Genomic DNA, 24,654 nt, shown 5'->3' on the forward strand with positions numbered 1-24,654 from the left:
AACGGGGTATCCCCATGGCGCGCACCCTGCCGCCGCTGAATGCGCTTCGCGCCTTCGAGGCCGCCGCCCGGCACGGCAGTTTCGTTGCCGCGGCCGACGAACTCAGCGTGACGCCGGCAGCCATCAGCCATCAGGTGAAGGCGCTGGAGGATCGGCTCGACGTGGCACTGTTTCGCCGCCTGGCCCGCGGCCTGGCGCTGACGGCGGAAGGGGAGGCCCTGCTGCCTGACCTGCGCGATGCCTTCGACCGCATGGCCCTGGCCCTCGACCGGGTCGGCCGCCAGGCCAGCGCCCGGGTGCTGACCATCAGCCTGGTGACGACCTTCCTGCTGGCCTGGCTGGTGCCGCGGCTGCACCGCTTTCAGACCAAGCACCCCGACATCGAGGTGCGCATGACCACGACGCGCGACGCGGTCGATTTCGGGCGCGAGGACATCGACGCGGCCGTGCGCTTCGCCGCCCGCCCGGAGGACGGCCTGTTCGCCATGAAGCTGTTCAACGACGTGCTGACGCCGCTGTGCGGCCGCCGCTACCGCGATCGGCTGAAGACCTTCGATGACCTGCGCAAGGTGCCGCTGATCGACACCGCCTTTCTGCCCGAATGGCCGATCTGGCTGGAGGCGATGGGTCTGCAGTCGCTGAAACCGCGCCGGTCGATGGCTTTCGACTCGACCAAGATCGCCGTCGAGGCGGCCATCGAGGGCGCCGGCGTCGCCCTGGGGCCGCCGGACCTGTTCCGCGAGGAGATCGAGGAGGGACGCCTGTTCCAGCCCTTCCCGCAGGTCGTCGAGAGCGGCAAGGCCTGGTGGTTCGTCTGTCCGGCAACCACGGCCGAACGCCCCAAGATCAAGGCGTTTCGTGCCTGGCTCGACGAAGAGCTCGAACGGGAGGCGAAGCTGGGCCCGCCGGCGTCTGGCCGGCAGCTCCAGGCGGTGGCGGGCCGATAGCGGGCCGCGCTACTGCGGGGGGAACCGCCTGAGATCGGCCGGCGCGAACTTCCAATCCGGCGTGGCGATCTCCTTTTCGCCCGCGATGCGGTACCAGACGCCACCCGACGGATTGTTCAGCACATGGATGTTTTGCGCCGGCATGAAACTCTGTGCCAGCAGGGCCCGCCGCTCGCCCGCGGCGTTCACGGCGACATCGACGATCAGGACGGCGTGGCCGGGCATGCCGGGCTGGATCAGCACGTCGCCGGGCTCGATGGCATTGGCGTCGCGTAGGATTGTGAGTTCGCGCTGCAGCGATACCGAACCTGCATAGGTGAAGATGATGTCGAGCCAGCTGCGAAACCCGCGGCGGGTGTCGGGCCGTGCGCCGACCGACATCCAGTTGACGAGGTTGCCCTTGACCAGGGGCCGCCGTCCGGCGAGCCAGTCGGCATAGCCGTAGAGATCGCCGCTGGTGAAATGGAAGGCGATGTTCGTCCGCTTGATCGCGCGCAGATATTCAGCGCGCAGCCGGATGATGGCATCGGCGCATTGCTGCAGGTTCGTGCGCCCGACATCGATGTCGATCACGGCCGCGACGCCGCTCTGGTCCGGCTTGACGCGCCCGTCATAGAGCCGGACCGACTCGCCGGCCGGCCTCAGCGGCAGTTCGCGCAGCCAGGCGCCGAAGCTCGTCTCGGCGATGTTGAGGCGCTGGAAACCGGGCGGCGGCGGAAACCGGTCCGTCAGCGCTTCCAGCGCCGGCCCGGCCAGCCACTCGGGGGCCGGCGCCGGATTGGTCCGCGACCAGGCCGTGGCGGGAAGGGCCGCCATGGCGGCGGCGAACAGCAGAAAACGACGTGAAATCATGGGGTTTGCTCTATGCCGCGCGGATGCGTCGGAAATACGGCAGCCATGCCCGGGTGCCGGGACTCGCGACTCGCCAAGGGGTAAACGCACGTTTACCATGATGCCCGAATCATGGAAATCGGGCGGAGGAACGCCATGCATGTCGGAATGGCCGTCATTTTTCAGAACACCAACAAGCACCTGACCGATCGGCAAATCTACCAGAACGATCTGGCGCTGGCTGAAATGGCCGAGCCGATGGGGTTCCAGTCGGTGTGGTCGGTCGAACACCATTTCACCGACTACACAATGTGCCCCGACGTGGTGCAGTTCCTGTCCTACATGGCGGGCAAGTCCAAGACGCTGCGCCTGGGGTCGATGGTGGTGGTGCTGCCCTGGCATGATCCGATGCGGGTGGCCGAGGAAGTGTCGATGCTCGACAACCTGTCGGGCGGCCGCATGATCCTGGGTCTGGGCCGCGGCGCCGGCAAGGTCGAGTTCGACGGTTTCCGCATCGATATGGGCGAAAGCCGGGAGCGCTTCGTCGAATACGGCGAGGCGCTGCTGCAAGGCCTCGAGCGCGGCTACATGGAATATGACGGCAAGTTCTACAAGCAGCCGCGGGCCGGCATCCGGCCGGCGCCGTTCAAGAGCTTCCGTGGCCGCACCTACGCCGCGGCGGTGTCGCCGGAGAGCGCCCGCATCATGGCCAAGCTGGGCGTTGGCCTGCTGATCATCCCGCAGAAGCCTTGGCGGGAGGTCGAGAAGGAGCTGGGCGAGTACAACAGGCTGTTCCAGGAGATCAACGGCGTGCCGGCGCCCAAGCCGATCTCGGCCGGCTGGACATTCGTCGACACCAGCGCCGAGCGTGCGCGTGAGATGGCGATGAAATACATCGGCGGCTACTACCGCACCGTGCTCGACCACTACCAGTTCGCCGGCGAGCACATCAAGAACACCAAGGGCTACGAATACTACGCCAAGATGAACGACAAGCTGGCGGTCTACGGCGACGAGAAGGCGATCGAGTTCTTCGCCGAACTGCAGGTCTACGGCACCCCCGAGCAGGTCTACGGCAAGATCATGAAGATCCACGAGCAGACCGCCAACAAGGGCTTTGTGCCGGTATTCTCCTATGCCGGCATGCCGCACGACGAAGCGGTGCACAACATGACCCTGTTCGCGCGCGAGGTACTGCCCGAACTGAAGCGGTTCGCGGTCGACGAGGACGTCGACTGCGCCGAGGCATTGCCCGACCTGCGCTTCGCACAGGCGGCGGAGTAGGGTGCAGCGCTGATCGTTCGCAGTCAGTCGGGCTTCGTCAGGCCGAACAGGCGATAGGGTGCACCGAACCTGTCGGGCCAGCCGGCGTAATAGACGTCGGTCGGTCCGACGGCGAAGTCCCTGACCGTCCATCGGCCGGCCTGGTTGTGCAGCAAGGCCTCGACCGTGCCACCGTCGAAGACGCCGTCCCGGATACGCTGCGCGTGGCGGGTCTTCCTGTAGTCGATCTCGCGGCCGTCCTTGGTGCGCGGCATGACCACGGCGAAGCCCCAGTCGCCCTGCACGCGCAGCGTGCGCACGACGAACTGCACCGGCTGCCCAAGATCCGTCTCCACTGTCGGGCGCAATGCGTCGAGCAGAACCTTGCGCAACGGGTCGCCCGGGCCGATGTCACGCGGCCCGCCGCCCTGCGCGAAAGCCGGCAGGCCGAGGGTGGTCGCACACAGCGCTGCTCCGGCAAATATCGCCCCAGACAGCCAACGCCGTGTCCTCGCTTCATGGTGAGCCTGTCGAACCATGAAGTCCCGTGTACACGGCGGTGATGCGAATCGCTTCATGGTTCGATAGGCTCACCATGAAGCTGTTCTTCATCATACGTAGCCATGTGCGATACCTCCCCGCGCGCTGGACACAGTGTGCTCAGCGCCGCGGCGTCGGGGGAAGGTAAATCGCACGCCGCCGCGTCAGGCGGTGTAGCCGCCGTCGATGGTCAGCGTCGCGCCGGTCACGAAGGCGCTCTCGGCGCTGGCCAGCCAGGCGACCAGGCCGGCGACCTCACCCGGTGCGGCATACCGTGGGATCGCCAGCATGCCGCGCAGCGTGTCGGCGAACGGCCCGTCGGCAGGATTGAGGTCGGTGTCGATCGGCCCGGGATGCACCAGATTGATGGTCACGCCCCCTGGCCCCAGGTCGCGCGCCAGCCCCTTGGTCAGGCCGACCAGTGCCGATTTGCTCATGGCGTAGAGGCCGGTGTTGGGTGCCGGTGCGTGATCGGCGTTGACGCTGCCGATGGTGATGATGCGGCCACCGTCGCGCAGGTGGACGGCCGCCGCCTGGGTCGCGACGAAGACCGCGCGCACGTTGACGGCGATGATGCGTTCGAAATCGTCCAGGGTGAAATCGCCGAGCGGCTTGGCGATGTGGATTCCGGCGTTGTTCACCAGGATGTCGAGCCGGCCGAAGTCGGCAACGACCCGCCCGATCCAGTCGTGGACGGCGGCGGGATCGGCGCAGTCCACCGCATAGGCCCGTGCGCGCCGTCCCATGGCCTCGATGGCGACCACCGCCTCCTGGGCCTTGTACGGCGAGCTGAGATAGGTCAGCGCCACGTCGGCGCCGTCCTCTGCCAGGCGGCGCGCGATCGCGCCGCCAATGCCGCGGCCGCCGCCGGTCACCAGGGCCACCTTGCCATCGAGTTTCGACATGTCGACGTCCTTCGTTGTCTGTAGGGACGTGAAGATGTCGATCGGAGGCGCTGTCTTCTCTCCGGCCTTTGCGCTCAATCCTTTTTTGATTCGGCAGCGGAAAGCGGAGTGAATCGTCAGGCGACCGGTGGTAGCGCAGCACCGGCAGGATGATCGACGATATACAGCCACGTGCCGTCAGGCTGGCGGCGCGCAATCTCGGCGGAGTTGCCGCGGGCAATCACTTGGCCATCATGGGCGATGATCCAGTCGGCGCGCAGCAGCGCGATGTCGCCATGCTCGATGCAGAAATTGTTGCGCGACGTCATCGCGCCGGGCAGGGCCAGCAGCGTCTCGAATTCGCGGCTGATGGCCTGGTGGCCGCGCAGCGTGGCATCGCCGATGCGCAGCGCCGCATCCGGCTCGAACAGGGACAGGACGGCCTGAAGGTTTCGGCTGTTGACAGCCCGGGCAAACGTTTCGTTCATCTGCGCCGGTGCGGTGACCTTGAACATCGGGTTCTCCGTGGTTCCAATCACCGGCCAGGAAATCACGCGTGTTCAGCACTTTCCAAACGGGAAGGACAGCAGCGATGTCAAGCATGGTCCGCAAGCTGGTCGTGGCGCGCGATGAGCCTTCGCCGCGGCGGCCTGTCGAGTGTCCGGTCGAGGATTGGCTCGAGTTTCTCGGTCACCGGTGGAACGCCCTGGTGTTGTGGCACTTGTCGATCGGCGCCAAGCGCCACGGCGAGCTTGCAGCGCTGCTGCCGGGTATCTCGTCCAAGGTCCTGGCGGAACGGCTGGCCGGGTTGGAGCAACGAGGGCTTGTCGAGCGCGAAGCGCTGGCGGTCTTTCCGCGAACTGTCGGCTATCGGCTGACGCGGCGCGGGCAAGGCCTCGTGTCCATTCTCGATCGCATCGAGGCGTGGAGCCGGACAGCGTCCTGATGAGCACCCGCGACCTCTTCGGCGAACAGGTCGGAGCGCCGGAATGTGAAGCCCTGGCGGATGGTGCTGTCCTGCTGCGTGGTCTTGTCGTGAAGGAGGCGCCGGCACTGCTGCGCGCGATCAATGGCGTCATCGCCCGTGCGCCCTTCCGCAACATGATCACGCCAGGCGGGTTCACGATGTCGGTGGCGATGACGAACTGCGGTCGCGCCGGCTGGCTGACGGACCGCAAGGGCTATCGCTACGATGGCATCGATCCCGAAACCGGCCAGGCATGGCCCGAACTGCCCGAGGCCTTCATGCGGGTCGCGCGCCGTGCGTCGGCGGCAGCGGGATATGGCGGGTTCGTGCCGGATGCCTGCCTGGTCAACCGCTACGAACCCGGCACGCGCCTGTCGCTGCACCAGGATCGCAACGAGCGGGATTTCACGGCGCCCATCGTTTCCGTCTCGCTCGGCCTGCCGGCGGTGTTCCTGTTCGGCGGCGCCGAGCGCAGCGACCGGCCACGCCGCTATCGCCTGGAGCACGGCGACGTTGTCGTCTGGGGCGGCCCGGCGCGGCTGGCCTTCCACGGCGTCGCGCCGCTGGCCGATGGCGAACATCCATCGACCGGCCGCCTTCGGTTCAACCTGACCATGCGCAAGGCGCTGTAGGTCGCTGCGGCCAACGATGGCCGGCGCGTGCGGCCGCGCCGCCGTGGCGCCCGGCGCGGATCGATGCCGACGCGGCCCATCAGTTGACGTGCAGCACTGTGCCGGGGCACAACCTGCGCGTTGCGGTAGTGGGTCGTGGGGTTGGCGTCGTGTGGCTGAGCGTGGTGAAGGGTCTGGCAGGGGCTGTCTGCGTGGCTGGGACGTTCTACGGGTTCCGCGTCGGGCCGATATGGCTCGGCGTGCTCGGCCTCGTGGGTGTTGGTGCCCTGATCTTGACCGTGGGGCAGCCGCCGGACATGCGATGAGCCGCCGGCCTGCCCATCGCGGGGCTATGGCGACACCGCAGTCCTGGATCCCGCGGCCACGGGCGACCGCCACAAGCGTCCCGATGCGATCTCGGCGCCCTGCACCAGCGCCTCGAGCTTGCGCCAGGCGATGTCGGGATCGACGGTGTGCAAGGTGGCGAAGCTGGCAAAGCCGCAGTCGGTGCCTGCGATGACGCGATCGCGTCCCACCACGTCGGCGTACTGCTCGATGCGCTGCGCCACCACCTCGGGATGCTCGATGTAGTTGGTGCAGGTGTCGATGACGCCCGGCACGATGATCTTGTCGTCGGGCAGCCTGGTGTCACGGAAGAAACGCCACTCGTGTGCGTGGCGTGGATTGGCGGCCTCGACCAGCAGCGCCATCGGGCGCACGAGCGCGATGAGATCGAAGATCTCGGCGAGGTCGATGTCGTGATGATGCGGTGATTCGTAGTTGCCCCAGCACAGGTGCAGGCGCATCCGCTCCGCCGGGATGTCGCGCAGCGCATGATTCAAAACCTCGATGTGCAATCCGATTTCCTTGCGGAACGACGCGACGTCGAGCGGCTTGGGGCGGAAATGGCGTCCCAGCGCCAGGTCCGGGCAGTCGATTTGCAGCAGGATGCCGGACCTGAAGATGGCGTCGTACTCGTGCTTCATCGCATCGGCCAGCGCAAAGAGGTAGGCTTCCTGCGTTGGATAGTGGTGGTTGGGCATGTAGTGCGCCATGATGCCCGGCGACGACGCGCACATGAACGCCTCGTCGACATGTGCGCGCGCCATCGCCTGCTTCAGATTATCGATGTCTGCCTGTAGCGCACGCTCGCCGCGATAGCGGACCGGACCGACACAGGCCGGAGTCTTGATTTCCAGCCGGATGCGCTGGGCGAAGGCTGGAAACTCCGCCAGTTCCGACAGCGCCAGAGGTTGATCGGCGCCGTCAAGGCCGGTCAGGCGATCGCGGGCATACGTTGCATAGGCGTATTTGCTCATCTCGCCGTCATCGACGACATCGATTCCGACCTGGGCCTGGCGCTCCACGATGTCGATCACCGCATCGCTGACCTGGGTCGGCAGCGTGCCGTGCCCGGTGTCGTCCAGCGTGCCCTGCTCGCGGGCAAGCAGCAGGGCCTCAAGGTCCGGCGGGCGCGGCAGGCTGCCGACATGGGTCGTAAGGATGCGGTCGCGGCTGCGTCGCATCGTCTCCTCCCGCAAAAGAAATTGGGTGTCGCCACCACGATTTTCTTAACGAAGGTGTGTGACGCTGCGGTGAAGCGCGACCGTGTTTGCAGGTGAATCAGCTCAAGTGATCGTCACGCTCACTGCCACGGCTGCGTTGCGGGCGCTGCCCAGCGGTTGAACTTGACCTGTGCTGTCGGTGGCGCGTGACAGCAGGCGATGATCTCCCGATGTGAGATGGGGCACTGTCACGGAGAACGCCTGCCATGAGAAGTCGACCCTCTTGGCGACCGTGGCGGCAAGCCATGTCTTTCCGTCATCGTGACTGACGTCGACCGAGACGATTTCCGCCGCCCCCCAGGTCCAGCCCTTGATGTCGAGCGGCCGGTCGGATGGCGATGCCGTGTCGTGATCGGGAGCGATGATCGCAGAATCCGGTGCGACCGCCCAGACTGGGCGCGCGATCAGGCCGTCGCGGGTGGCGATCTGGTCATTGTACCACCGCGTGGTGAAGGGGCCCGTGGCGCGGCGATCGGCGACAGTGATCGCCGTCAGCCATTTGACCGAGTTGGTGCCGTAGAAACCCGGCACCACGAGACGAACAGGCCCGCCGCGTTCGGTGCTCAAGGCATGGTCGTTCATCGACCAGGCAACCAGCACCTCGGGGGCCAGCGCCTTGGCCAGCGGCACGTCCTTCTGGTAGGCCGTGATGGGGTGGCCCTGGAACGTGCCGCCGTCGGCGCCGGTCGCCCAGATATGCGTTGCGTCTGCGAGAAGCCCTGCTTCTTCAACAAGGTCCCTCAATCGAACACCACGCCACATGACATTTCCGGTCCGATCCGGCGTCGGCTCGGGATCGACCGTCGGCGTGCCGGCGCACTTGTGAAACGCGGTCACGGCGACACTGTCCCGCCGGATCAGGTCGTCGAACGACAGGTGCAGTGGTCGCTCCACCAGCCCGTCAATGCGCAGACGCCAGGCCGACTGGTCGATGAGCGGAACGCTGACGTGGGCCAGCACGAAAAGATGCTCTTCAGGCGTGATGAAGCCTTGGAGCGCCTGGAGCCTGCAGCGGATATCCCGAACGCCCGTGGTTTGGGCGTAGCCAACGATCATGGCCGCTCTCCAACCAGTGTCGCCGTGATATCGGATCTGGCACCGGTCAGTTCAACCCGACGGTTCCATTCGAGGGAGGGTGACCGCATACGGTGCTGCACAACCTCATCCTGAGGAGGCCGCGCAGCGGCCGTCTCGAAGGATGGGCTACAAACGCGTCTGATCATTCCAGCCGCTGCCGCACCAGATGCGCGGTTGCCCACCCTTCGAGACGCTCGCTGCGCTCGCTCCTCAGGGTGAGGTGGGGACCCCATGTCAAGGCCGGCGGGCAATGGCGTATTTCGACTGGACGAGCCCCGAGGCGAATGCCGTCGTCTCGACGTGGCGCAGGGGAATATCCTTCTCCAGCGGACCAAAGAGCGGGATGCCTGTGCCCAGAAGCACGGGCAGGCGGGTGATGATCATGTCGTCGATCAGGTCCGCACGCAGGAACGACTGGATCAGCTTGCCACCGTCAACATAGGCGTGTCGCCAGCCTTCCTGCGCCAGCCGGTCCATCAGTGCCTTCGGGGACTCCGCACTCAGCCGCACTTTGCCCACGAGATCATGCGGCAACGCCGCTTCGGAAAGGGATGTGCTCATCACGATGACGGGTTTGGTGTAGGGCCAGTCGCCGAACGTCAGCACCTTTTCATAGGTGGCGCGTCCCATGATCAGGCCGTCGACCAGTGCCATCACGGCGGCGTAGCCATGGTCCTCGTTCGTGCCGGCGTGGGTGTCGAGCCACGCGATGTCGCCGTCGGGGCGGGCGATGAAGCCGTCGAGGCTGGTGCCGATGAAGACGTGTCCGCTGACCATCTGGCGATCCTCCTCGCGCGCAGCCCGTTCCTCGCTGTCATCCCAAGCGCAGTGCGGGATCCAGAGCCGGTTCCTGGAGCACGAGTGTCCCGCCCTAGTACCGACTACCGCTGGCGTGTGACTCAGGATCGTCATCCCGAGCGCAGCGAGGGATCTTTCGATGCAGGCGCACCCGTGCGTCACTTTCAGAAGATCCCTCGCTGCGCTCGGGATGACAGCTGTATCAGGGACGCGTGATTCCGGGTACTAGGCGTCGTCGATCCGGACGCCGCCGCGCACGGTTTCCGCGTCCAGGCCATGCAACGCGTCCATCAGCGCCACGCGGAGGCTGCCCGGGCCGCGCGCCTGTCGGGCGGCGATCTCGCCGGCCAGGCCGAAGATCGCCGTTGCGGCGGCGGCGGCGTGCAACGTGTTCTTCTCGATGGCGGCGAATGCGCCGGTGACCGCCGTCAGTGCGCAACCCAGTGCCGTGACGCGCGTCATCAAGGGATGGCCATTGGCGATACGCAGGGTCCGCTCACCATCGGTGACGAGATCGATCGCACCGGTCACCACCACGGTCGAGCCCAAGGTGCGGGCCAGCAGGGATGCCGATGCTTCAGCCTCGGCCGTCGACTGCGTGCTGTCGACGCCCTTCTGGCGGGCTTGGGCAAGACCGGCCAACGCGATGATCTCCGAGGCGTTGCCGCGCACGATCGTGGGGCGAAGATCGAGAAGTTCGGTCGCGGTCCGGCGGCGGAATGTCGTGGCGCCGACCCCCACGGGATCGAGCACCCACGGCTTGTCCAGCCGCACCGCCGTGCGCGCCGCCACGCGCATGCTATCGACCCAGCCTGACGACAGCGTGCCGATATTGATCGTAAGCGCATCGGCAACGGCGACGAACTCGGCCACCTCCTCGACGGCATGGACCATGGCCGGCGAACCGCCGATGGCCAAGACGGCGTTGGCGGCCGCGTCCATGGCCACGAAATTGGTGATGGTCTGCACCAGCGGCGCGCGCTCACGCACGCGGCGCACCAGATCCCAGGACTCGTCTGCAAGGTTCATGCGAACCGTCTCCCTTCGCTGGCATGATCCAGATCAGGTTCGATGGGTTTGTCTCAGCTCCCGCGACGGAGCACCCCAGCGGCAGCCGCGAAGCTAGGGCAAGGAGAGGGGTGTTGCAAGCGGGGCGGCTTTTGGACCGCGCGCGTCCACGCGCGCATTCGCTCGCAGCAAAGCGGAGAGCGAAAAAGGTCGGCGCTGACGCGCCGATGCGCGCGTGGACGCGCGCGGTCCAAAGATACTCAGTGTCGCTCGCGGGTCTCGGCGAAGCGGATGGCGGGGAAGCGCTCGCGAATGGTGCCGAGCTCCCAGGCATTGCGGGCGAGATAGACCGGGGCGCCGTCGCGGTCCTCGGCCATCGCCACCTTCTGGACGGCCATGAAGGCATCGAGATCGGCCTTGGTGTCGGCCGAGATCCAGCGGGCCGTCTCGAACGGCGCCTGCTCCAGGCCGATCTTCACCTGGTACTCGACCTCGACGCGGGTCAGCAGCACGTCGAGCTGCAGGGCGCCGACGACACCCACGATCCAGTCGCCGCCCAAGGTGCGGCGGAACACCTGGGTCACGCCTTCCTCGGCGAGATCCTCCAGCGCCCGGCGCAGCTGCTTGGATTTCATCGGGTCTTCCAGCCGCACGCGCCGCAGGATTTCGGGCGCGAAGCTGGGAATGCCGGTGATGCGCAGTTCCTCGCCTTCGGTCAGCGAGTCGCCGACGCGCAGGGTGCCGTGGTTGGGCACGCCGATGATGTCGCCGGGCCACGCCTCGTCGACGATCTCGCGCTCGCGGGCGAAGAACAGGATCGGGCTGGTGATGGTGATGGTCTTGCCGGTGCCGATCTGCTTCAGCTTCATGCCGCGCTGGAAGCGGCCCGAGCACAGCCGCATGAAGGCGACACGGTCGCGGTGGTTGGGGTCCATGTTGGCCTGGACCTTGAACACGAAACCCGAGACCTTGGACTCCGTCGGCGCGATCGGCCGCGGCTCGGCGGGCTGCGGCCGCGGCGGCGGCGCATACGCTGCCAGCGCGTCGAGCACCTCGCGCACCCCGAAATTGTTGTAGGCGCTGCCGAAGAACACCGGCGTCAGATGGCCCTCGCGGTACGATCCCAACTCGAAGGCGGGATAGCCGATGCTCACCAGTTCGACGTCTTCCTTCAGCTTGGCGTACTGCGCCTCGGGCAGCGCCGCCGCCAGCCGGGGATCGTCGATGCCGTCGCACTCGACCACGTCGCCGACCTTTTCGCGATCCTCGGCGCCGAACAGCAGCATGCGGTCGCGCACCAGGTCGTAGCAGCCGCGGAAGTCGCGGCCCGAGCCGGCCGGCCAGCTCATCGGCGTCACGTCCAGCGCCAGGGTCGAGGCGATCTCGTCCAGCAGCGCGAAGGGATCCTTGCTCTCGCGATCCATCTTGTTGATGAAGGTCACGATCGGCACATCGCGCAGGCGGCAGATCTCGAACAGCTTGCGGGTGCGCGCCTCGATGCCCTTGGCGGCGTCGATCACCATGATCGCCGAATCGACCGCGGTCAGCGTACGATAGGTGTCCTCGCTGAAATCCTCGTGGCCCGGCGTGTCCAGCAGGTTGAAGACGGCGCCGCCGTACTCGAAGGTCATCACCGAGGTGGTGACCGAAATGCCCCGCTGTTGCTCGATCTTCATCCAGTCCGAGCGCGCCCGGCGCGCCTCGCCGCGCGCCTTGACCGCACCGGCGGCATGGATGGCGCCGCCGAACAGCAGCAGCTTCTCGGTCAGGGTCGTCTTGCCGGCGTCTGGATGCGAGATGATCGCAAACGTACGGCGCCTGCCGGCGGGATGGCCGGCGAGCGGGTCGGTGGCGTCGGGTGACGGGGTGGCGGCGAGGGACATGTGGCGGCGCGGGGGTAGCGCGCACGGACCGTAAGGTCAAGACACGATACCCGAGCAATAGCCGCACGGCCAAAGGCTGCGGATCACGCTCCTGGTCACTACTTGTTTCAAAGATAGGCGTTGCTCGCGCATCGGTAGTTTGTACAAAATATTATGCTACCGGAAGGTCTTCAGATCGCATGCAAGTATCGTCAGCTAGGAACGCCTTTCCGTCGGCACTTAAGGATGATGCCGAGGCAGTAGCGATACGTCTCACGAACACCATGGGGCTGGCGAGCCCGAGTACGTTCACCGTCACGATCGACGGGGAGACCGTATCTATTCCAGACCGTGTCTATTTTGATGAGGTTACGACCCGCGCAGGCTACTCCGCCTTGCATCTGTCGGTGCTGGACTGTCTGCAGACGCGCCACCACAGTGGCTTTGTCCGCGAACGGGCCCTTCGTCGGATACTTGATCTGAACACCTCATGGTCTGCCCCATTCACTGTTCAGCTCATCTCCGAGTATGTTGTCGAGATTCTTGAGATAATTGAAGCCAACTGGGGTCAGATCGACGAACGAATGGTTGCGCGATTCCTCGCGGAAAATCCCCGTTTCCATGCGCTGGTAAAGCAACGTGTGATCAGCTACTGGAACACCTACTATCGGCGTCTTAGCCGTGAGAGCTACGTCGGATTCAAGTTGCTGAAAAGGCTGGAGCGCTTAACCGTGGATGTTGCGCGCGACAACTAGCAGATTCAGCGTGCGGGGGTGGCCTGCGGCCAGCCGGCCGGCGCGGCAGAGCCGTGCTGGCGCACCGTATAGAGGGCGTGGCGCTCGGCGTCGGTCAGGTCGATGCGGGTCAGTGCCTCGTCGACCAGGATCGGCGTGGGGCTGTCGCCCGGCAGTACGGCCAGGGCCTGGTTGGCGCCGAGGAAGAACGGCTCCTCCTTCTTGCCCATGCGTTCGGTAAATTTACGGGCGCGGCCGGTGCCGGCGTAGGTACAGGTGACGTTCTTGCCGAACATGTTCTTGGCGATCTGGCCCACGCCGACCATGACGGGCGTCAGGCGGTCCGTGCTCCTGGCAATCGACTTCAGCCGCATGTTGCGCACGGCATTGAGCGCCAGGGCGATGGCGCCGCCGATGAACAGCACCAGGAAGCCGACCAGCGTGCCGATACGGTTCCACATGCTCTCGAGCCCGATGTCCAGGGTGGCCAGTTCCGGCTTGTCGGCCGACCGTACGACGCTGGCGGTGTAGCTGCCGAAGTGCACGTCGACGAACGAGAACGCGACGTGGCTGGCATAGCGCTTGCCGGCGACGGCGTAGGCGATGTCGGCTTCGCACGACACCAGGACCAGCTTGGTCCGGCATTTGCCGTTGCTGATGCGTGCCTGCGGCTCCTCGACGGGATTCTTGCCGATCTCCAGGTCGCGCACGATGCCCGGTGCCATCCAGTAGGTCATGCCGATACCCAGCGCCAGCATGAAGAGGGCGAGCAAACCGAGGAAGATCACGCTGGGGACGCCGGTCCGCAGGATTCGCATCGGCCGGCGCGGGAACGCTGACAGGACATCGCTCATCGACTTGTCTCTCTCGTACGCAACTTGTGCTGGGATGTCGGCGGACGCGACCGGGCGGGGGTAGCCCGCGATGAAGGCACGGTCAAGGCGCGCGGCGGTAACTCAGGCGCCGGTATTGAGCGGCAGCGCCATCTCGAACGTCGCGCCGCGGTCGCTGGGGACCAGGCGGATCGAGCCGCCGAAGGCGGCCAGCCGGCTGCGGATGATGGGCAGGCCCAGCCCGGTGCCGCCGCCGTCGCGCGCCGTCGTGAAGAAGCGATCGAAAATGCGCGTGCGATTGCCGGTCGAGACGCCCGGACCATTATCGGCGATGGTCAGGACAATCATGTCGCCATCGGCATGCCAGCCGATATGCGCCGTCGCATGGGGACCGGCATGCTGGCGCACATTGTCCAGCAGGTTGGTGAGCACCGCCGCCAGGCTGTCGCTGTCGGTGCGCGCCACCAGCGTCTCGGCGGGGGGCGCTACCGTGATCGTCAGGCCGGCGTCGCGGTAGCGTTCGACCAATGACGGGATGATGGCATCCAACGCGGCGCTCTCGTCGCCCGAGGGGCGCAATGCATCGGCGCGCGCCAGATCGAGCAGGCGCCGGGTCAGGCGCTCCAGGCGTTCGATGTCGCCGGCCAGGTTGCCGAGGAAACGTTGCCGGTCTTCCACCGCCATGGCGTCAAGGTCTTCGCGCAGCAGGGCGACGGTGCCGTGCATGGAGGCCAACGGCGTCTTGAACTCGTGGCCGATCTCGGCGGCGAAATCGCGGATATAGTCGGCGCGCCGTTCCAGGGTCTGCGCCATGGTGGCGAGCGACGCCGACAGCTCGGCGACCTCGCGCGTATAGCGATGCGGCAGCGGCCGCACGGCATCGCGCTCACCGGCGGCGACCCGTCGGGCCTGGTCGACAGCGTCGCGCACGGGCCGGCTGACGGCCAGCGCCGTGAATGTCGCCAGCGCACCGCCGGCCAGCAGCAGCAGCGCACCCAGCGCCAGCAGATGGTAGCGTTTGCCCCACAGCGCGTTGATGAGGCTGCGTGGTGTACGCCACAGCACGACGGCGCCCAGGACGCGGTCGCCCTCGATCACCGGGATCGCCACATGCACCCGCACACCGGCGACCCGGCTGATCGACCAGTCGATGGGGCCGGGGTAGGGGTCTGTATTGCGTTGGCGCAGCACCGACGTCGGGTGCCCGCGCAGCGCCGCCGCCAGTTCCTGTTGCGCCGACACCGAGCGGCCGAAATCGCCCTCGGTGCTGGCGACGACGATACCGTTGGTATCGGCAATGGACATGCCGGCCAGCGTCAGACGCTGGGCCGTCAGCAGGATCGCGCGCAGCGGCGGTCCGATGCGCACCGCGACCGGTTCCGGCGCGCTTGTCGGCTCGGCGGCCGGCGGCAGCGGCGGCAGGATCGGGTCGTCGGCGAGGTCGAGGCTGGCCGGAATCGGTTGCCACTTCTCGTCGTTGGGCGTGCGTTCGGTGCGCGGCTGTCGGGCCAGCGCGCCGGGCGGTGCCGCGGCCAGCCATTCGGCGCGGAATTGGGCGGCGATCAACGCCGCCTGGCCGATCAGCTCGGACTCGGTCTGGCGCACCAGCGCGCTTTCATAGACGCGCAGGAACCAGATTCCGGCCAGCGGCAGGGCCAGCAGCGCGAGGTTGCCGGCCAGCAGCACCGTGCGCAGGCGCGGCCGCCAGCGTCCATCCGTCATGGCTGGGAGCGCGTCAACTCGCCGGTGCCGCGGCCGCCAACTTGTAGCCGACGCCGTGCACCGTCTCGATCGGTGCGCCGCCGGCGGCGGCCAGCTTGGCGCGGATGCGGCGCACATGGCTGTCGATGGTGCGGTCGCTGACAAAGCGGCGATCGTCGTAGGCGCGTTCCATCAGGCTGTCGCGCGTGAAGACCTTGCCGGGCCGTTCGGCCAATGTGCGCAACATGGCGAACTCGGTGGCGGTGAGGTCGATGGCGGTCTCGTTCCAGGTGGCGACATGCGCGTCGAGATCCAGCGCCAGCAGGCCGCGGCGCAGCACCCGGTTGGGCGGCAGTTCCTCGGGCGTGGTGTTGGTCGGCACGACACCGTCGCGCCGGCGCAGCACGGCCTTGACCCGCGCCACCAGTTCGCGCGGACTGAAGGGCTTGGTGACGTAGTCGTCGCCGCCCAGCTCTAGGCCGACGACGCGGTCGATCTCATCGTCCTTGGACGACAGGAAGATGATGGGCACCGGCGACGTCGCGCGCAGGCGGCGGCACACCTCCGTGCCGTCCATCTCCGGCATCAGGATGTCGAGGATCAGCAGGTCGGGCTTCTCCTGCTCGACGGCGTGCAGCGCGGCGGCACCGTCGCCGGCCTCGGCCACGGCAAACCCCTCCTTGCGCAGCGCGAAGGCGACCACGTCGCGGATATGTCGGTCGTCGTCGACCACCAGCACCTTGGACATGGCTGTATTGTCCTCGCGCTTGGCGGCGAAAGGAAGGCCGCCGGCACCGGTTGCACCCTATTTGCACGACATTTCCGGCCGCCCGTCACGGACTGCGCGTGCGGCTCGCACGACGCCACCCGATCTTGCGGCTTCCTGGGAGCGCGGGCGTCTCGCCCGCTTTCGCTCGGAGCGAGGCGAAGTGCGAAAAATGATCGACGTTTTGATGTCGATGCGGGCGGGACGCCCGCGCTCCCAGGGGCAACTTTCGGGATCGGAGCCCTGACATGAGCGACACGTCCGCCCCACCGCCCACCAGTCCCTGGCCGGCGCCGCCGAGGGGATCACTGCCGGGGAGCCGAATGGTTCGGACGCTCTTCAGCCGATTGCCGCTGAAAATGGCCGGTATGGCGCTGCTGGCCCTGGTCTATTCGCTGCCGCTGGCGCTGATTGCCGATGTTGCCGGTGACCGGTCGCGTTTGCTGGATCGCGTGCGCGAGGACATCACGGCGTCCTGGGGTGGCGCGCAGGTCCTGGTCGGGCCGCTGTTGCTGATCCCCCACGATTCGGCGCGCGGCAAGGACGAGGCCGTGCTTCTGCCCAATGTCCTCAACGTCGAGGCGTCGTTGACGCCGCAGGTGCGCTACTACGGCATGTTCGAAGCCGTGGTCTATACGGTCGATGCCACCCTGCGCGGCCAGTTCCGCCTGCAGCCGGGAACGGCAGGTGTCCCCAGCGGCCTGCGCTGGCAGCAGCTGAAGCTGCGGTTGAGCGCCGGCGATCTGCGCGGCATCCGGCTCGAGACCGTGACGGTCGACGGCCAGCCGCTCAGCTTCGAGCCCTCAACACGGAGCGAGAACACGATCGATGCCGATATCGGCGCCATCGATCCGGCGCGCCTGGCCGCCGGCGTGCCGTTCGAGATCCGTCTGCGGCTCAACGGCAGCGAGAGCATCGGCTTCGTGCCCGCCGGCAACCAGACCGACATCAAGCTCACGGCGCCATGGCCGGGTCCCGGCTTCTACGGCCGCTTCCGGCCGGTCGAGCAGCGCATCGGCGACAAGGATTTCGAGGCGCACTGGCAGGTGTCGATTCTCAGCCGCGGGTTCGGCGCCATGGCGACGTCGGCCGACGGTTCGCGCGAGAAGCTGCTGCAGCGCCTCGGCGATTCGGCCTTCGGCGTCAACCTCGTGCAGCCGGTGACGCCCTATCGCGGGGTCGACCGCATGCTGAAGTACGGGCTGCTGATCATCGGCTGCACCTTCGCGCTCTACCTGGCGTTCGAGATCGCCGGTCGTACGATCATCCATCCCATCCAGTACGCACTCTCCGGTGCGGCGATGGCGCTGTTCCCGCTGCTGCTGCTGGCGGTCGGCGAACACCTCGGTTTCGCACCGGCCTATGCCGCCGCGTCGGCCCTGATCGTGATCCAGACCTCGCTCTACACGTGGCGTGCCACCCTGCGGCCGGTGTTCGCGGCTCTCTTCGGTGCTGCCATCGCTGCCCTGTTCGCCTACCTCTACGTGCTGCTGCAGGCCGAGAGCCTGTCGCTGCTGGGCGGCAGCCTGGCGCTGTTCGTGATCCTGTCGGCCCTGATGTACGCCACCCGCAACATCGGCCGGCGCGAGAGCGCGTGATCTGTGTCATGCGAGCGACACCTGGTGCGCGTTGCCAGGTGTCGCTCGCTTCGCTAGTCTCCGGAGATCATTGGCGATCGGTTACCGATATGAACAAGCCCCTGCTGGCGGAGTTGTTCCGACTGAGTCCAGCTGAGCGGATCCAGCTCGCCGAGGATCTATGGGATAGCGTCGCTGCCGCGCCTGAGTCCATGCCGCCGCTGACCGAAGCGCAGCGGATTGAAGTCGAGCGGCGCCTTGCCGCGCATGCTGCAGATCCCGCATCGGCTGTTGCGTGGGACGACGTGCGCGCGAAACTGTGGTCCAGACCGCAGTGCACCGCGTAAGCCGGACATAGATTATTCCGTGCCCTGAGGGCGCCGGTCGCGGAGTATCGACGCGTAGTCGCGCCCCCCGTAGAAGACGTTGACGATTTCGACCAGTTGGCCTTCAACGCGGTAAGCGATGACGATCCGTCGTCCGACCGGGAGAATGCGAATGCCGCGTGCGATGTCATTCCGCAGCGGGCCGCGTCGTGGCATTTCCGAAAGACTCAAGCAGGCCGCCTGAATGCGTGCGACAAAGCGGTATGCGCGTGTTGTGCTGTCGATGGCGACGTGTTCGAAGATATCATCCAAGTCTTGCCGAGCTTCCGGCCTGAACTCGACGCGATATATCATCGCCCATCACGAGACGCGCGCTCCTTCAAGCCATCAATCCACTCACTGACTTCTTCAGCCGACAAATTAGGTCGTGGATCGTTGAGAGAGCGCTTTATGCGGCCACGGATCGCTGCCATCCGCTCGGCGTGTTCCTCTTCCTGGCGCTGCCACAGTCGCATGGCTTCGCGAATCACCTCGCTCGTTGAGGCGTAGGCACCCGACTCCACTTTCTCGCGGATGAGCCGGACCATGTCCGGAGGAAGCGTAATGCTGATCTTCTCGGCGGGCTGCATAACTGGTTCTCGGATGGTAGGATAAAATCCTACCTCCCCTGCCGGCCTGGATCAAGGCGGTCCTTACCCTGCCAATTCCTCCCGCAGCATCTCCAGCTCAAGCCATTCGTGTTCGGCGGCCTCGAGGTCGGCTTGCGCGGCCGTGAGGCGCGCGGTGTTGGCCGCGAAGGCGGCGGCGTCGCGGCGGTAGAGGTCGGGGTCGGCCAGTGCCGCCGACAGCGTCGCGATCTCGGCCTGCAGCGCCTCGATCTTCCTGGGCAGCGCATCGAGCGCGCGCTGTTGCTTGCTGTTGAGCTTGCGCGGCTTGCGCTCCTCGCTGCTGCGCGGTGCCGGTGCGGGTTTCGCCACCGGTGCGGGCGGTGATGGCGCCGCCGCGGGGATGCGCGGGCCGCGCTGCAGCAGGTAGTCGCTGTAGCCGCCGGCATACTCGATCGCCGTGCCGTCGCCTTCCAGCGCGATGGTCGAGGTCACGACGCGGTCGAGGAAGTCGCGGTCGTGGCTGATCAGCAGCACCGTGCCGTCATAGTCGGCCAAGGTTTCCTGCAGCAGATCGAGCGTATCGGCGTCGAGATCGTTGGTCGGCTCGTCGAGCACCAGCAGGTTGGACGGCGCCGCCAGCGCCTTGGCCAGCAGCAGGCGGTTGCGCTCGCCGCCCGACAGCGCGCCGACCGGCTGGCGCGCCTGCTCGTCGCGGAACAGGAACTGGCGCATGTAGCCCACGACATGCTTGGGCTTGCCCTGCACCAGGATGTGGTCGTTGCGCTCGGCCAGCGCCTCCCACACGGTCTGCGCCGGATCGAGCTGGGCGCGGCGCTGGTCGATCACGACCGCCTGCAGGGTCGGGCTGCGCCGCGTCGTGCCGGCATCGGGCTCCAGCTCGCCGATCAGCATGCGCAGCAGCGTGGTCTTGCCGGCGCCGTTGGGGCCGATGATGCCGACCCGGTCGCCGCGCAGGATGCGGGTCGAGAACGGCTTCAGGATCACGCGCTCGCCGAAGCGCTTGCTGATCGCCTTGGCTTCGATGGCGAGCGTGCCCGATGCGCTTGCCGCGCCGGCCTCCAGCACGGCCTGCCCGGTCTGGCCGATCAGGCTGCGCCGCGTTTCGCGCAGGTCGCGCAGCCGGCGCATGCGGCCCTCGTTGCGCGTGCGCCGGGCACGAATGCTGGTGACCGACCACGCCGTCTCGGTCTCGATCAGCCGGTCGAGCTTCTGCCGCTCGACCTCCTCGCGCGCCAGGATGTCCTCGGCCCAGGCGTCGAAGCGGGCATAGCCCTCGTCCAGGCGGCGCACCATGCCGCGGTCGAGCCACAGCACGGCCTGCGCCAGGTTGGTGAGGAAGCGCCGGTCGTGGCTGATCAGCACGAAGCCGCCGCGCCAGCCGTCCAATGTCGTTTCCAGCCATTCGATGGTGGGCAGGTCGAGATGGTTGGTCGGCTCGTCCAGCAGCAGGATGTCGGGGTTGCCGATCAGCGCCCGCGCGATGGCGGCGCGCCGGCTTTCGCCGCCCGACAGCGAGGCGGTGTCGCGCGCGGCGTTCAGCCGGATGGTCTCGAGCCACTGCGCAACGCGGTAGTCGTCGTCGCCGACGGCGCCATGCCCGTCGTCGAGGCCGCCGGCGAGATAGGCCGCCACCGTCGGCGCGCTGCCGAGGTCCGGCTCCTGCGGCAGGTAGGCGATGGTGGCGCCGGGCTGCACGAAGCGCTCGCCGCCGTCCTGCGCCAGCAGGCCGGCGGCGATCTTCAGCAGCGTGGATTTGCCGGCGCCGTTGCGGCCCACCAGGCACAGCCGCTCGCCGCGGCCGACGCCGAAGGCGGCGCCGCCCAGCACGGTCTGGTCGGCGAGGCTGTAGCGGATGTCGCGCAGCGCGAGCAGCGGCGGTGCGGCCATCGTCAGGCGTCCTCTTCCGGGCTGATCGTCACGCCCAGTTCCGACAGCAGGGCACTCTGTTGCGCCGGCGCGATGCGCAGGCGTGCGAACGCCTTCAGCACCAGCAGGTCGAGCCCGGCGATCTCGGCGCCGCGCACATCGGCATCGCCGAGGTCGGCGCTCACCCAGCGCACGCCCGCCAGGTCGGCGTCGCGCAAGACGGCGCTCGCCAGGTTGGCCTCCGACAGGTCGGCGCCGACCAGCGACGTGCCGGTGAAGTCGGCGCCCTCGAGATGGGCGCGTTGCAAATCGACGTTGCGCAGCCGGCACCGGCGGAACGCGATCTCCGTCATCACCACCTTGCGCGAATAGGACTTGCTGAAGGTGGAGCCGGCGAAGCTGCTGCCCGACAGGTCGCAGCCCTCGAACGCGGCGCCGTAGAGGCTGCAGCGCTCGAAGGCGGCGCGCGGCAGGCGGCTGTCCTTCACCGACGCGCGCTGGAAGTCGGTGTTGCGGAAGCGCACCGACTCGCGTCCCTCGGCCGCAAACGTGCAGCGCGTCAGGCTGGCGTCGGTGAAGTCGCAGCCATGAAAGGTGCAGGTCTTGAAATGCGTATCGAGCACGGTCGCGGTGGCGAACACGCAGTCATGGAAATCGACGCTGTCGAACTGGCCGTGCCGGATCGTGAGCTGCGACAGGTCGAGCCCGCTCAGCGCCGTCTGCCGTGCCGCGGGCGCGTCCAGGATCTTGTCGCGGGGCAACTGGGCCCGCTGCCAGTCGCTGGTGATCTCGGGCATGCGTCACGTCGATGGGTTGGTGCGGCAGGTCGCGGCGGTATCGCGGCCTGCCAAGGCCGGTGTCTCTACCTTATGTCCGAACGCCTGCGCCAGCCATTCGTCGGCGGCGCTGCGGCCGGCGTCGCGCAGGCGCGTCAGGAACGCCCAGTCCAGCGTCATCGGGCTGGTGCTGTCCAGCGCGGCATATTCGTCCTCGGCCGCGATGCGGTGCAGCCGCAGCCGTCGCAGCCGGCGGGCCGCGGGCGACAGCAGCGCCATCGTGCGGCCATACAGCGTGCCCAGCGTCGCCAGCGCTTCCAGCTCGCGCACCAGCGGCGTGTTGAACGTGATCTGGTTCAGCCGGCGCACGATCTGCGGCGACGCAGTCGGCAGCGCGCCGCTGCGCATCGGCGTCAGCTGCACGATCAGCACGTGCGCCGCGCGCGACGTGGCGATCAGCGGCAGCAGCGGCGGGTTCGCGGTGTAGCCGCCGTCCCAGTACCACTCGCCATCGACCGCGACCGCCTGGTGCAGCAGCGGCAGGCAGGTCGAGGCCAGCACGGCGTCGAGCGACAACTCGCGTTCATGGAACAGGCGCGTGCGGCCCTCGCCGACATGCGTGGCGGCGATCAGCAGGCGCAGCGGCGGCGCGCGGCGCAGCGCCTCGAAGTCGACCATCTCGGCCAGGATGTCGCGCAGCGGGTTGAGGCCCAGCGGGTTGGTCAGGTACGGCGAGAACAGCCGGCTCGACAGGTCGAACGCCAGGCGCGCGGCGCTCGCGAAGGGCGGCTGGACGAACGACTCGGCCAACGGGCTGAACGAGCCGCGCGTGCTCGTCTGGCGCCAGAAGCGCGCCAGCGCCGCGCGGGCGCCGTCGCGTCCGTCCCGCGCCAGGCCCGACGCCATCACCACCGCGTTCACGGCCCCGGCGCTGGCGCCGCTGGCGGCGTCGATGACGATGTCCTCGTCCTCGAGCAGGCGGTCCAGCACACCCCAGGTGAAGGCGCCGTGCGAGCCGCCGCCCTGCAGGGCGACGGCCAGGCGGCGTCGCGCCGGCGCGCGATATCGGCCCGACAGCTGCTGCAAGGCCTTGGACAGGCGCTGTCGGACCATCATGGCCGCCAATTTGTGCACTGCAACATGGCAGATCAAGGCACGGCGGCCGGAACTTGATGCGGGCGCGTGCTGAAAGTGCCGATAGGGATTTAAGATATTGATATTATTACAACAAAAAGAAACCCCGCCACATCGGGGCGGGGCGAGGTGCTTGGGGTTCGGGAGACACGGGGACCCCGGAGGGTGCCCGTCGTCGTAACGCGACCGTCTCCGGCGGGTTCCCGCGCCCGTGGCACGAAAGGTTGGGCCACCCGCGGAACCGGGCCTTGCGCGACCTCGTTGCCCTGTGTGCCGCGCGGAGGCCGGTATCATGAAGCAGGCGGACGGGTTCACGCGCTTTGCCGGGCGGGTCGCCCACTATGTCGGTCGTCCGATGGTGTTCGCGCTGGCGTGCGCCGCGGTCATCGCCTGGGCGGCGATCGGCCCGTTCGTGGGCTTCTCCGACGTCTGGCAGCTCACCATCAACACCGGCACCACCATCGTCACCTTCCTGGTGGTGTTCCTGATCCAGAATACGCAGAACCGCGACGCGGCCGCGGTGCAGATCAAACTCGACGAACTGCTGCGCGCCACCGCCGAGGCGCACAACTCGCTGCTCAACCTCGAGGAGCTCTCCGAGCAGGACATCGAGAGGTTCCGCCAGCGCTACGTCCGGCTGGCGACGATGGCGCGCAAGAAGGGCATCCCCGAGATGCAAGACGAGGCCGACGACAAGGCCTGAGGCGCGCTCGCTTCGACCCGCGCCGAATCGATGGCGCATGACCCGGCGGCAATCTTGGCGACAATGGCGGCCTTCCCGCGGTCTTGGAGACGCCGATGCCGCCGCCGTCAGATGCGATCGCCGCCGTCACCCACGCCGATCCCTATCCCTATTACGCCGCGCTGGTGGCACAGCGGCCGTTCTACCGCGACGACAAGCTCGGTCTGTGGGTCGCCAGCAGCGCCGCCGCCGTCGACGCGGTGCTGGCCTGCGCCAGCGGCCGCGTGCGGCCGCCGGCCGAGCCGGTGCCGCAGGCCCTGGTGGGATCGCCGGCCGGCGACATCTTCCGCCATCTCGTGCGCATGAACGACGGCGCCGGCCACTGTCCCTTCAAGCAGGCGGTGGCGGCGACGCTGTCCGCCGTCGACGACATCAGGGTCGCCGCCGTGGCCGATCTCCGGGCGCAGCGCCTGGTCGGCACGATGGCGCTGAACGACGTCGTCTTCGCCCTGCCGGCCCATGTCGTGGGCAGCCTGCTGGGCGTGCCGGATGATCGCCTGCCGCAGCTCGCGCAATGGGCCGGTGATTTTGTGCGCAGCATCGCACCCGGCGCCGACACCACGGCGCTCGCCCGCGGCAACGTCGCGGCGCGCCAGTTGCTGGCGATGTTCCATGACATGCTGGCCCGCGCGCGCGACAGCGACGGCCTGCTGGCGCGGCTGGCGCACGACGCCGGCAGCGTCGGCCGTCCGGCCGCCGACGTGATCGTGGCCAACAGTATCGGCTTTCTGTCGCAGACGTATGACGCCACGGCAGGTCTGATCGGCAACACGCTGGTGACGCTGGCGCGCCATCCCGAGCTGCAGGCGTGCGTCGAGGCCGACCCCGGCCGGGTGCGCGCCGTGGTGGGCGAGGTCCTGCGCTACGACCCCTCGGTGCACAACACGCGCCGCTTCATGGCCGCCGACACCGTCATCGCCGGCCAGGCATTGACGGCGCACGATGCCGTGCTGGTGGTGCTGGCCGCCGCCGGCCGCGATCCGGCCGCCAATCCCGATCCGGCGCGCCTCGACCTCGCGCGGCAGCATATCAGGCTGTTCACGTTCGGCGCCGGCGTGCATGCCTGTCCCGGCGAGCGCGTGGCCGCGACCATCGCCCAGGCCGCGGTCACCCGATTGATTGCGACCGGCGTGCGGCCGCCGGCGCTGCTGGACGGCTTGGCCTACCGTCCGTCCGGCAATGTCCGAATCCCGCTGTTCGCGGCGGATGCCTGACCC

26 protein-coding genes and 1 riboswitch are annotated in these 24,654 nt (G+C 67.6%); of the genes, 9 read left to right on the plus strand and 17 right to left on the minus strand.

Annotation, left to right across the window (positions count from 1 at the left end; all coding sequences use genetic code 11):
• Positions 1 to 14 precede the first annotated feature (14 nt).
• Positions 15 to 947 (plus strand): transcriptional regulator GcvA, encoded by a 933-nt coding sequence (gcvA, locus tag FQU96_RS34850; RefSeq protein ID WP_146546015.1) that lies wholly within the window; start codon positions 15 to 17, stop codon positions 945 to 947.
• A 9-nt stretch (positions 948 to 956) separates the two neighbouring features.
• On the opposite strand, the gene FQU96_RS34855 is transcribed toward gcvA, so the two are convergent.
• Positions 957 to 1,799, minus strand: a complete 843-nt coding sequence (locus tag FQU96_RS34855; protein WP_178130919.1) for a DUF4846 domain-containing protein — start codon at positions 1,797 to 1,799, stop codon at positions 957 to 959.
• Between the two features lie 135 nt (positions 1,800 to 1,934).
• Here FQU96_RS34855 and FQU96_RS34860 point away from each other — a divergent pair, with 135 nt between their 5' ends.
• Positions 1,935 to 3,062 carry an LLM class flavin-dependent oxidoreductase gene (locus FQU96_RS34860; RefSeq protein WP_146546017.1) on the plus strand — a complete coding sequence of 376 codons (1,128 nt, stop codon included), beginning with the start codon at positions 1,935 to 1,937 and terminating at the stop codon, positions 3,060 to 3,062.
• 23 nt (positions 3,063 to 3,085) lie between these two features.
• Here the strand turns inward: FQU96_RS34860 and FQU96_RS34865 are convergent, their stop codons facing one another.
• The 3 genes from FQU96_RS34865 to FQU96_RS34875 all read right to left on the minus strand — a co-directional run bounded on the left by FQU96_RS34865 (position 3,086) and on the right by FQU96_RS34875 (position 4,980).
• Positions 3,086 to 3,433, minus strand: coding sequence for a hypothetical protein (locus FQU96_RS34865; RefSeq protein WP_146546018.1), 348 nt, complete (start codon positions 3,431 to 3,433; stop codon positions 3,086 to 3,088).
• Positions 3,434 to 3,745: 312 nt separating this feature from the next.
• A complete protein-coding gene (locus tag FQU96_RS34870; protein ID WP_146546019.1) occupies positions 3,746 to 4,486 on the minus strand; it encodes an SDR family oxidoreductase in 741 nt (246 codons plus the stop codon).
• 116 nt (positions 4,487 to 4,602) lie between these two features.
• On the minus strand, positions 4,603 to 4,980 hold the full coding sequence (locus tag FQU96_RS34875) for a nuclear transport factor 2 family protein (RefSeq protein WP_146546020.1): 378 nt from the start codon (positions 4,978 to 4,980) through the stop codon (positions 4,603 to 4,605).
• 77 nt (positions 4,981 to 5,057) lie between these two features.
• On the opposite strand from FQU96_RS34875, the gene FQU96_RS34880 reads away from it, so the two are divergent.
• Together FQU96_RS34880 and alkB are read left to right on the plus strand one after the other, a co-directional pair.
• Complete coding sequence (locus FQU96_RS34880) at positions 5,058 to 5,411, plus strand: helix-turn-helix domain-containing protein (protein WP_255468737.1); 354 nt, start codon at positions 5,058 to 5,060, stop codon at positions 5,409 to 5,411.
• Positions 5,411 to 6,064: a DNA oxidative demethylase AlkB gene (gene alkB, locus FQU96_RS34885; protein WP_146546021.1), complete on the plus strand. Its 654-nt coding sequence runs from the start codon at positions 5,411 to 5,413 to the stop codon at positions 6,062 to 6,064. The genes FQU96_RS34880 and alkB overlap by 1 nt, the downstream gene beginning before the upstream one ends.
• 329 nt (positions 6,065 to 6,393) lie before the next feature.
• On the opposite strand, the gene FQU96_RS34890 is transcribed toward alkB, so the two are convergent.
• The 5 genes from FQU96_RS34890 to FQU96_RS34910 form a co-directional block, all read right to left on the minus strand.
• Positions 6,394 to 7,569 carry a cobalamin-independent methionine synthase II family protein gene (locus FQU96_RS34890; RefSeq protein WP_146546022.1) on the minus strand — a complete coding sequence of 392 codons (1,176 nt, stop codon included), beginning with the start codon at positions 7,567 to 7,569 and terminating at the stop codon, positions 6,394 to 6,396.
• Positions 7,570 to 7,671: 102 nt separating this feature from the next.
• Entirely contained in the window at positions 7,672 to 8,664 is a 993-nt protein-coding gene (locus tag FQU96_RS34895; RefSeq protein WP_146546023.1) for a molybdopterin-dependent oxidoreductase, read from the minus strand.
• 255 nt (positions 8,665 to 8,919) lie between these two features.
• Positions 8,920 to 9,462 carry a dihydrofolate reductase family protein gene (locus FQU96_RS34900; protein ID WP_146546024.1) on the minus strand — a complete coding sequence of 181 codons (543 nt, stop codon included), beginning with the start codon at positions 9,460 to 9,462 and terminating at the stop codon, positions 8,920 to 8,922.
• A 246-nt stretch (positions 9,463 to 9,708) separates the two neighbouring features.
• Positions 9,709 to 10,512 carry a hydroxyethylthiazole kinase gene (gene thiM, locus FQU96_RS34905; RefSeq protein ID WP_146546025.1) on the minus strand — a complete coding sequence of 268 codons (804 nt, stop codon included), beginning with the start codon at positions 10,510 to 10,512 and terminating at the stop codon, positions 9,709 to 9,711.
• Positions 10,505 to 10,600: riboswitch (TPP riboswitch) on the minus strand. Its footprint overlaps the gene before it by 8 nt.
• A 151-nt stretch (positions 10,601 to 10,751) precedes the next feature.
• Positions 10,752 to 12,374 carry a peptide chain release factor 3 gene (locus tag FQU96_RS34910; protein WP_146546026.1) on the minus strand — a complete coding sequence of 541 codons (1,623 nt, stop codon included), beginning with the start codon at positions 12,372 to 12,374 and terminating at the stop codon, positions 10,752 to 10,754.
• A gap of 179 nt (positions 12,375 to 12,553) precedes the next feature.
• Here FQU96_RS34910 and FQU96_RS34915 point away from each other — a divergent pair, with 179 nt between their 5' ends.
• Positions 12,554 to 13,108 (plus strand): hypothetical protein, encoded by a 555-nt coding sequence (locus tag FQU96_RS34915; protein WP_146546027.1) that lies wholly within the window; start codon positions 12,554 to 12,556, stop codon positions 13,106 to 13,108.
• A 5-nt stretch (positions 13,109 to 13,113) separates the two neighbouring features.
• On the opposite strand, the gene FQU96_RS34920 is transcribed toward FQU96_RS34915, so the two are convergent.
• From FQU96_RS34920 to FQU96_RS34930, 3 genes are all read right to left on the minus strand, one after another.
• Positions 13,114 to 13,941: a hypothetical protein gene (locus FQU96_RS34920; RefSeq protein ID WP_146546028.1), complete on the minus strand. Its 828-nt coding sequence runs from the start codon at positions 13,939 to 13,941 to the stop codon at positions 13,114 to 13,116.
• A 102-nt stretch (positions 13,942 to 14,043) separates the two neighbouring features.
• Positions 14,044 to 15,642: a HAMP domain-containing sensor histidine kinase gene (locus FQU96_RS34925; protein ID WP_146546029.1), complete on the minus strand. Its 1,599-nt coding sequence runs from the start codon at positions 15,640 to 15,642 to the stop codon at positions 14,044 to 14,046.
• A 13-nt stretch (positions 15,643 to 15,655) separates the two neighbouring features.
• A complete protein-coding gene (locus FQU96_RS34930; RefSeq protein ID WP_146546030.1) occupies positions 15,656 to 16,369 on the minus strand; it encodes a response regulator transcription factor in 714 nt (237 codons plus the stop codon).
• A 341-nt stretch (positions 16,370 to 16,710) separates the two neighbouring features.
• On the opposite strand from FQU96_RS34930, the gene creD reads away from it, so the two are divergent.
• Both creD and FQU96_RS34940 read left to right on the plus strand, forming a co-directional pair.
• Positions 16,711 to 17,985, plus strand: a complete 1,275-nt coding sequence (gene creD / locus FQU96_RS34935; RefSeq protein ID WP_178130920.1) for a cell envelope integrity protein CreD — start codon at positions 16,711 to 16,713, stop codon at positions 17,983 to 17,985.
• Positions 17,986 to 18,074: 89 nt separating this feature from the next.
• Positions 18,075 to 18,311, plus strand: coding sequence for an addiction module protein (locus tag FQU96_RS34940; RefSeq protein ID WP_146546032.1), 237 nt, complete (start codon positions 18,075 to 18,077; stop codon positions 18,309 to 18,311).
• A 12-nt stretch (positions 18,312 to 18,323) separates the two neighbouring features.
• On the opposite strand, the gene FQU96_RS34945 is transcribed toward FQU96_RS34940, so the two are convergent.
• From FQU96_RS34945 to FQU96_RS34965, 5 genes are all read right to left on the minus strand, one after another.
• Positions 18,324 to 18,644, minus strand: coding sequence for a type II toxin-antitoxin system RelE/ParE family toxin (locus FQU96_RS34945; RefSeq protein WP_146546033.1), 321 nt, complete (start codon positions 18,642 to 18,644; stop codon positions 18,324 to 18,326).
• Complete coding sequence (locus FQU96_RS34950; protein ID WP_146546034.1) at positions 18,641 to 18,919, minus strand: type II toxin-antitoxin system ParD family antitoxin; 279 nt, start codon at positions 18,917 to 18,919, stop codon at positions 18,641 to 18,643. The genes FQU96_RS34945 and FQU96_RS34950 overlap by 4 nt, the downstream gene beginning before the upstream one ends.
• A gap of 63 nt (positions 18,920 to 18,982) precedes the next feature.
• Positions 18,983 to 20,806: an ABC-F family ATP-binding cassette domain-containing protein gene (locus FQU96_RS34955; protein WP_146546035.1), complete on the minus strand. Its 1,824-nt coding sequence runs from the start codon at positions 20,804 to 20,806 to the stop codon at positions 18,983 to 18,985.
• 2 nt (positions 20,807 to 20,808) lie between these two features.
• Positions 20,809 to 21,582 (minus strand): pentapeptide repeat-containing protein, encoded by a 774-nt coding sequence (locus tag FQU96_RS34960; protein WP_146546036.1) that lies wholly within the window; start codon positions 21,580 to 21,582, stop codon positions 20,809 to 20,811.
• 3 nt (positions 21,583 to 21,585) lie between these two features.
• Entirely contained in the window at positions 21,586 to 22,674 is a 1,089-nt protein-coding gene (locus tag FQU96_RS34965; RefSeq protein ID WP_178130922.1) for a patatin-like phospholipase family protein, read from the minus strand.
• A gap of 313 nt (positions 22,675 to 22,987) precedes the next feature.
• On the opposite strand from FQU96_RS34965, the gene FQU96_RS34970 reads away from it, so the two are divergent.
• Positions 22,988 to 23,398, plus strand: coding sequence for a low affinity iron permease family protein (locus tag FQU96_RS34970; protein ID WP_146546038.1), 411 nt, complete (start codon positions 22,988 to 22,990; stop codon positions 23,396 to 23,398).
• A gap of 95 nt (positions 23,399 to 23,493) precedes the next feature.
• Positions 23,494 to 24,651: a cytochrome P450 gene (locus FQU96_RS34975; protein WP_146546039.1), complete on the plus strand. Its 1,158-nt coding sequence runs from the start codon at positions 23,494 to 23,496 to the stop codon at positions 24,649 to 24,651.
• Positions 24,652 to 24,654: the final 3 nt, after the last annotated feature.

The sequence above is a fragment of the Reyranella sp. CPCC 100927 genome, assembly GCF_007859315.1.
Classification (GTDB): Bacteria; Pseudomonadota; Alphaproteobacteria; order Reyranellales; family Reyranellaceae; genus Vineibacter.

Coding starts and splice junctions, on each gene's coding strand:
- gcvA (WP_146546015.1), top strand. CDS start 15: ATGGCGCGCACCCTGCCGCCGCTGAATGCGCTTCGCGCCTTCGAGGCC.
- FQU96_RS34855 (WP_178130919.1), bottom strand. CDS start 1,799: ATGATTTCACGTCGTTTTCTGCTGTTCGCCGCCGCCATGGCGGCCCTT.
- FQU96_RS34860 (WP_146546017.1), top strand. CDS start 1,935: ATGCATGTCGGAATGGCCGTCATTTTTCAGAACACCAACAAGCACCTG.
- FQU96_RS34870 (WP_146546019.1), bottom strand. CDS start 4,486: ATGTCGAAACTCGATGGCAAGGTGGCCCTGGTGACCGGCGGCGGCCGC.
- FQU96_RS34875 (WP_146546020.1), bottom strand. CDS start 4,980: ATGTTCAAGGTCACCGCACCGGCGCAGATGAACGAAACGTTTGCCCGG.
- FQU96_RS34880 (WP_255468737.1), top strand. CDS start 5,058: ATGTCAAGCATGGTCCGCAAGCTGGTCGTGGCGCGCGATGAGCCTTCG.
- alkB (WP_146546021.1), top strand. CDS start 5,411: ATGAGCACCCGCGACCTCTTCGGCGAACAGGTCGGAGCGCCGGAATGT.
- FQU96_RS34890 (WP_146546022.1), bottom strand. CDS start 7,569: ATGCGACGCAGCCGCGACCGCATCCTTACGACCCATGTCGGCAGCCTG.
- FQU96_RS34895 (WP_146546023.1), bottom strand. CDS start 8,664: ATGATCGTTGGCTACGCCCAAACCACGGGCGTTCGGGATATCCGCTGC.
- FQU96_RS34900 (WP_146546024.1), bottom strand. CDS start 9,462: ATGGTCAGCGGACACGTCTTCATCGGCACCAGCCTCGACGGCTTCATC.
- thiM (WP_146546025.1), bottom strand. CDS start 10,512: ATGAACCTTGCAGACGAGTCCTGGGATCTGGTGCGCCGCGTGCGTGAG.
- FQU96_RS34910 (WP_146546026.1), bottom strand. CDS start 12,374: ATGTCCCTCGCCGCCACCCCGTCACCCGACGCCACCGACCCGCTCGCC.
- FQU96_RS34915 (WP_146546027.1), top strand. CDS start 12,554: ATGCAAGTATCGTCAGCTAGGAACGCCTTTCCGTCGGCACTTAAGGAT.
- FQU96_RS34920 (WP_146546028.1), bottom strand. CDS start 13,941: ATGAGCGATGTCCTGTCAGCGTTCCCGCGCCGGCCGATGCGAATCCTG.
- FQU96_RS34925 (WP_146546029.1), bottom strand. CDS start 15,642: ATGACGGATGGACGCTGGCGGCCGCGCCTGCGCACGGTGCTGCTGGCC.
- FQU96_RS34930 (WP_146546030.1), bottom strand. CDS start 16,369: ATGTCCAAGGTGCTGGTGGTCGACGACGACCGACATATCCGCGACGTG.
- creD (WP_178130920.1), top strand. CDS start 16,711: ATGGTTCGGACGCTCTTCAGCCGATTGCCGCTGAAAATGGCCGGTATG.
- FQU96_RS34940 (WP_146546032.1), top strand. CDS start 18,075: ATGAACAAGCCCCTGCTGGCGGAGTTGTTCCGACTGAGTCCAGCTGAG.
- FQU96_RS34945 (WP_146546033.1), bottom strand. CDS start 18,644: ATGATATATCGCGTCGAGTTCAGGCCGGAAGCTCGGCAAGACTTGGAT.
- FQU96_RS34950 (WP_146546034.1), bottom strand. CDS start 18,919: ATGCAGCCCGCCGAGAAGATCAGCATTACGCTTCCTCCGGACATGGTC.
- FQU96_RS34955 (WP_146546035.1), bottom strand. CDS start 20,806: ATGGCCGCACCGCCGCTGCTCGCGCTGCGCGACATCCGCTACAGCCTC.
- FQU96_RS34960 (WP_146546036.1), bottom strand. CDS start 21,582: ATGCCCGAGATCACCAGCGACTGGCAGCGGGCCCAGTTGCCCCGCGAC.
- FQU96_RS34965 (WP_178130922.1), bottom strand. CDS start 22,674: ATGGTCCGACAGCGCCTGTCCAAGGCCTTGCAGCAGCTGTCGGGCCGA.
- FQU96_RS34970 (WP_146546038.1), top strand. CDS start 22,988: ATGAAGCAGGCGGACGGGTTCACGCGCTTTGCCGGGCGGGTCGCCCAC.
- FQU96_RS34975 (WP_146546039.1), top strand. CDS start 23,494: ATGCCGCCGCCGTCAGATGCGATCGCCGCCGTCACCCACGCCGATCCC.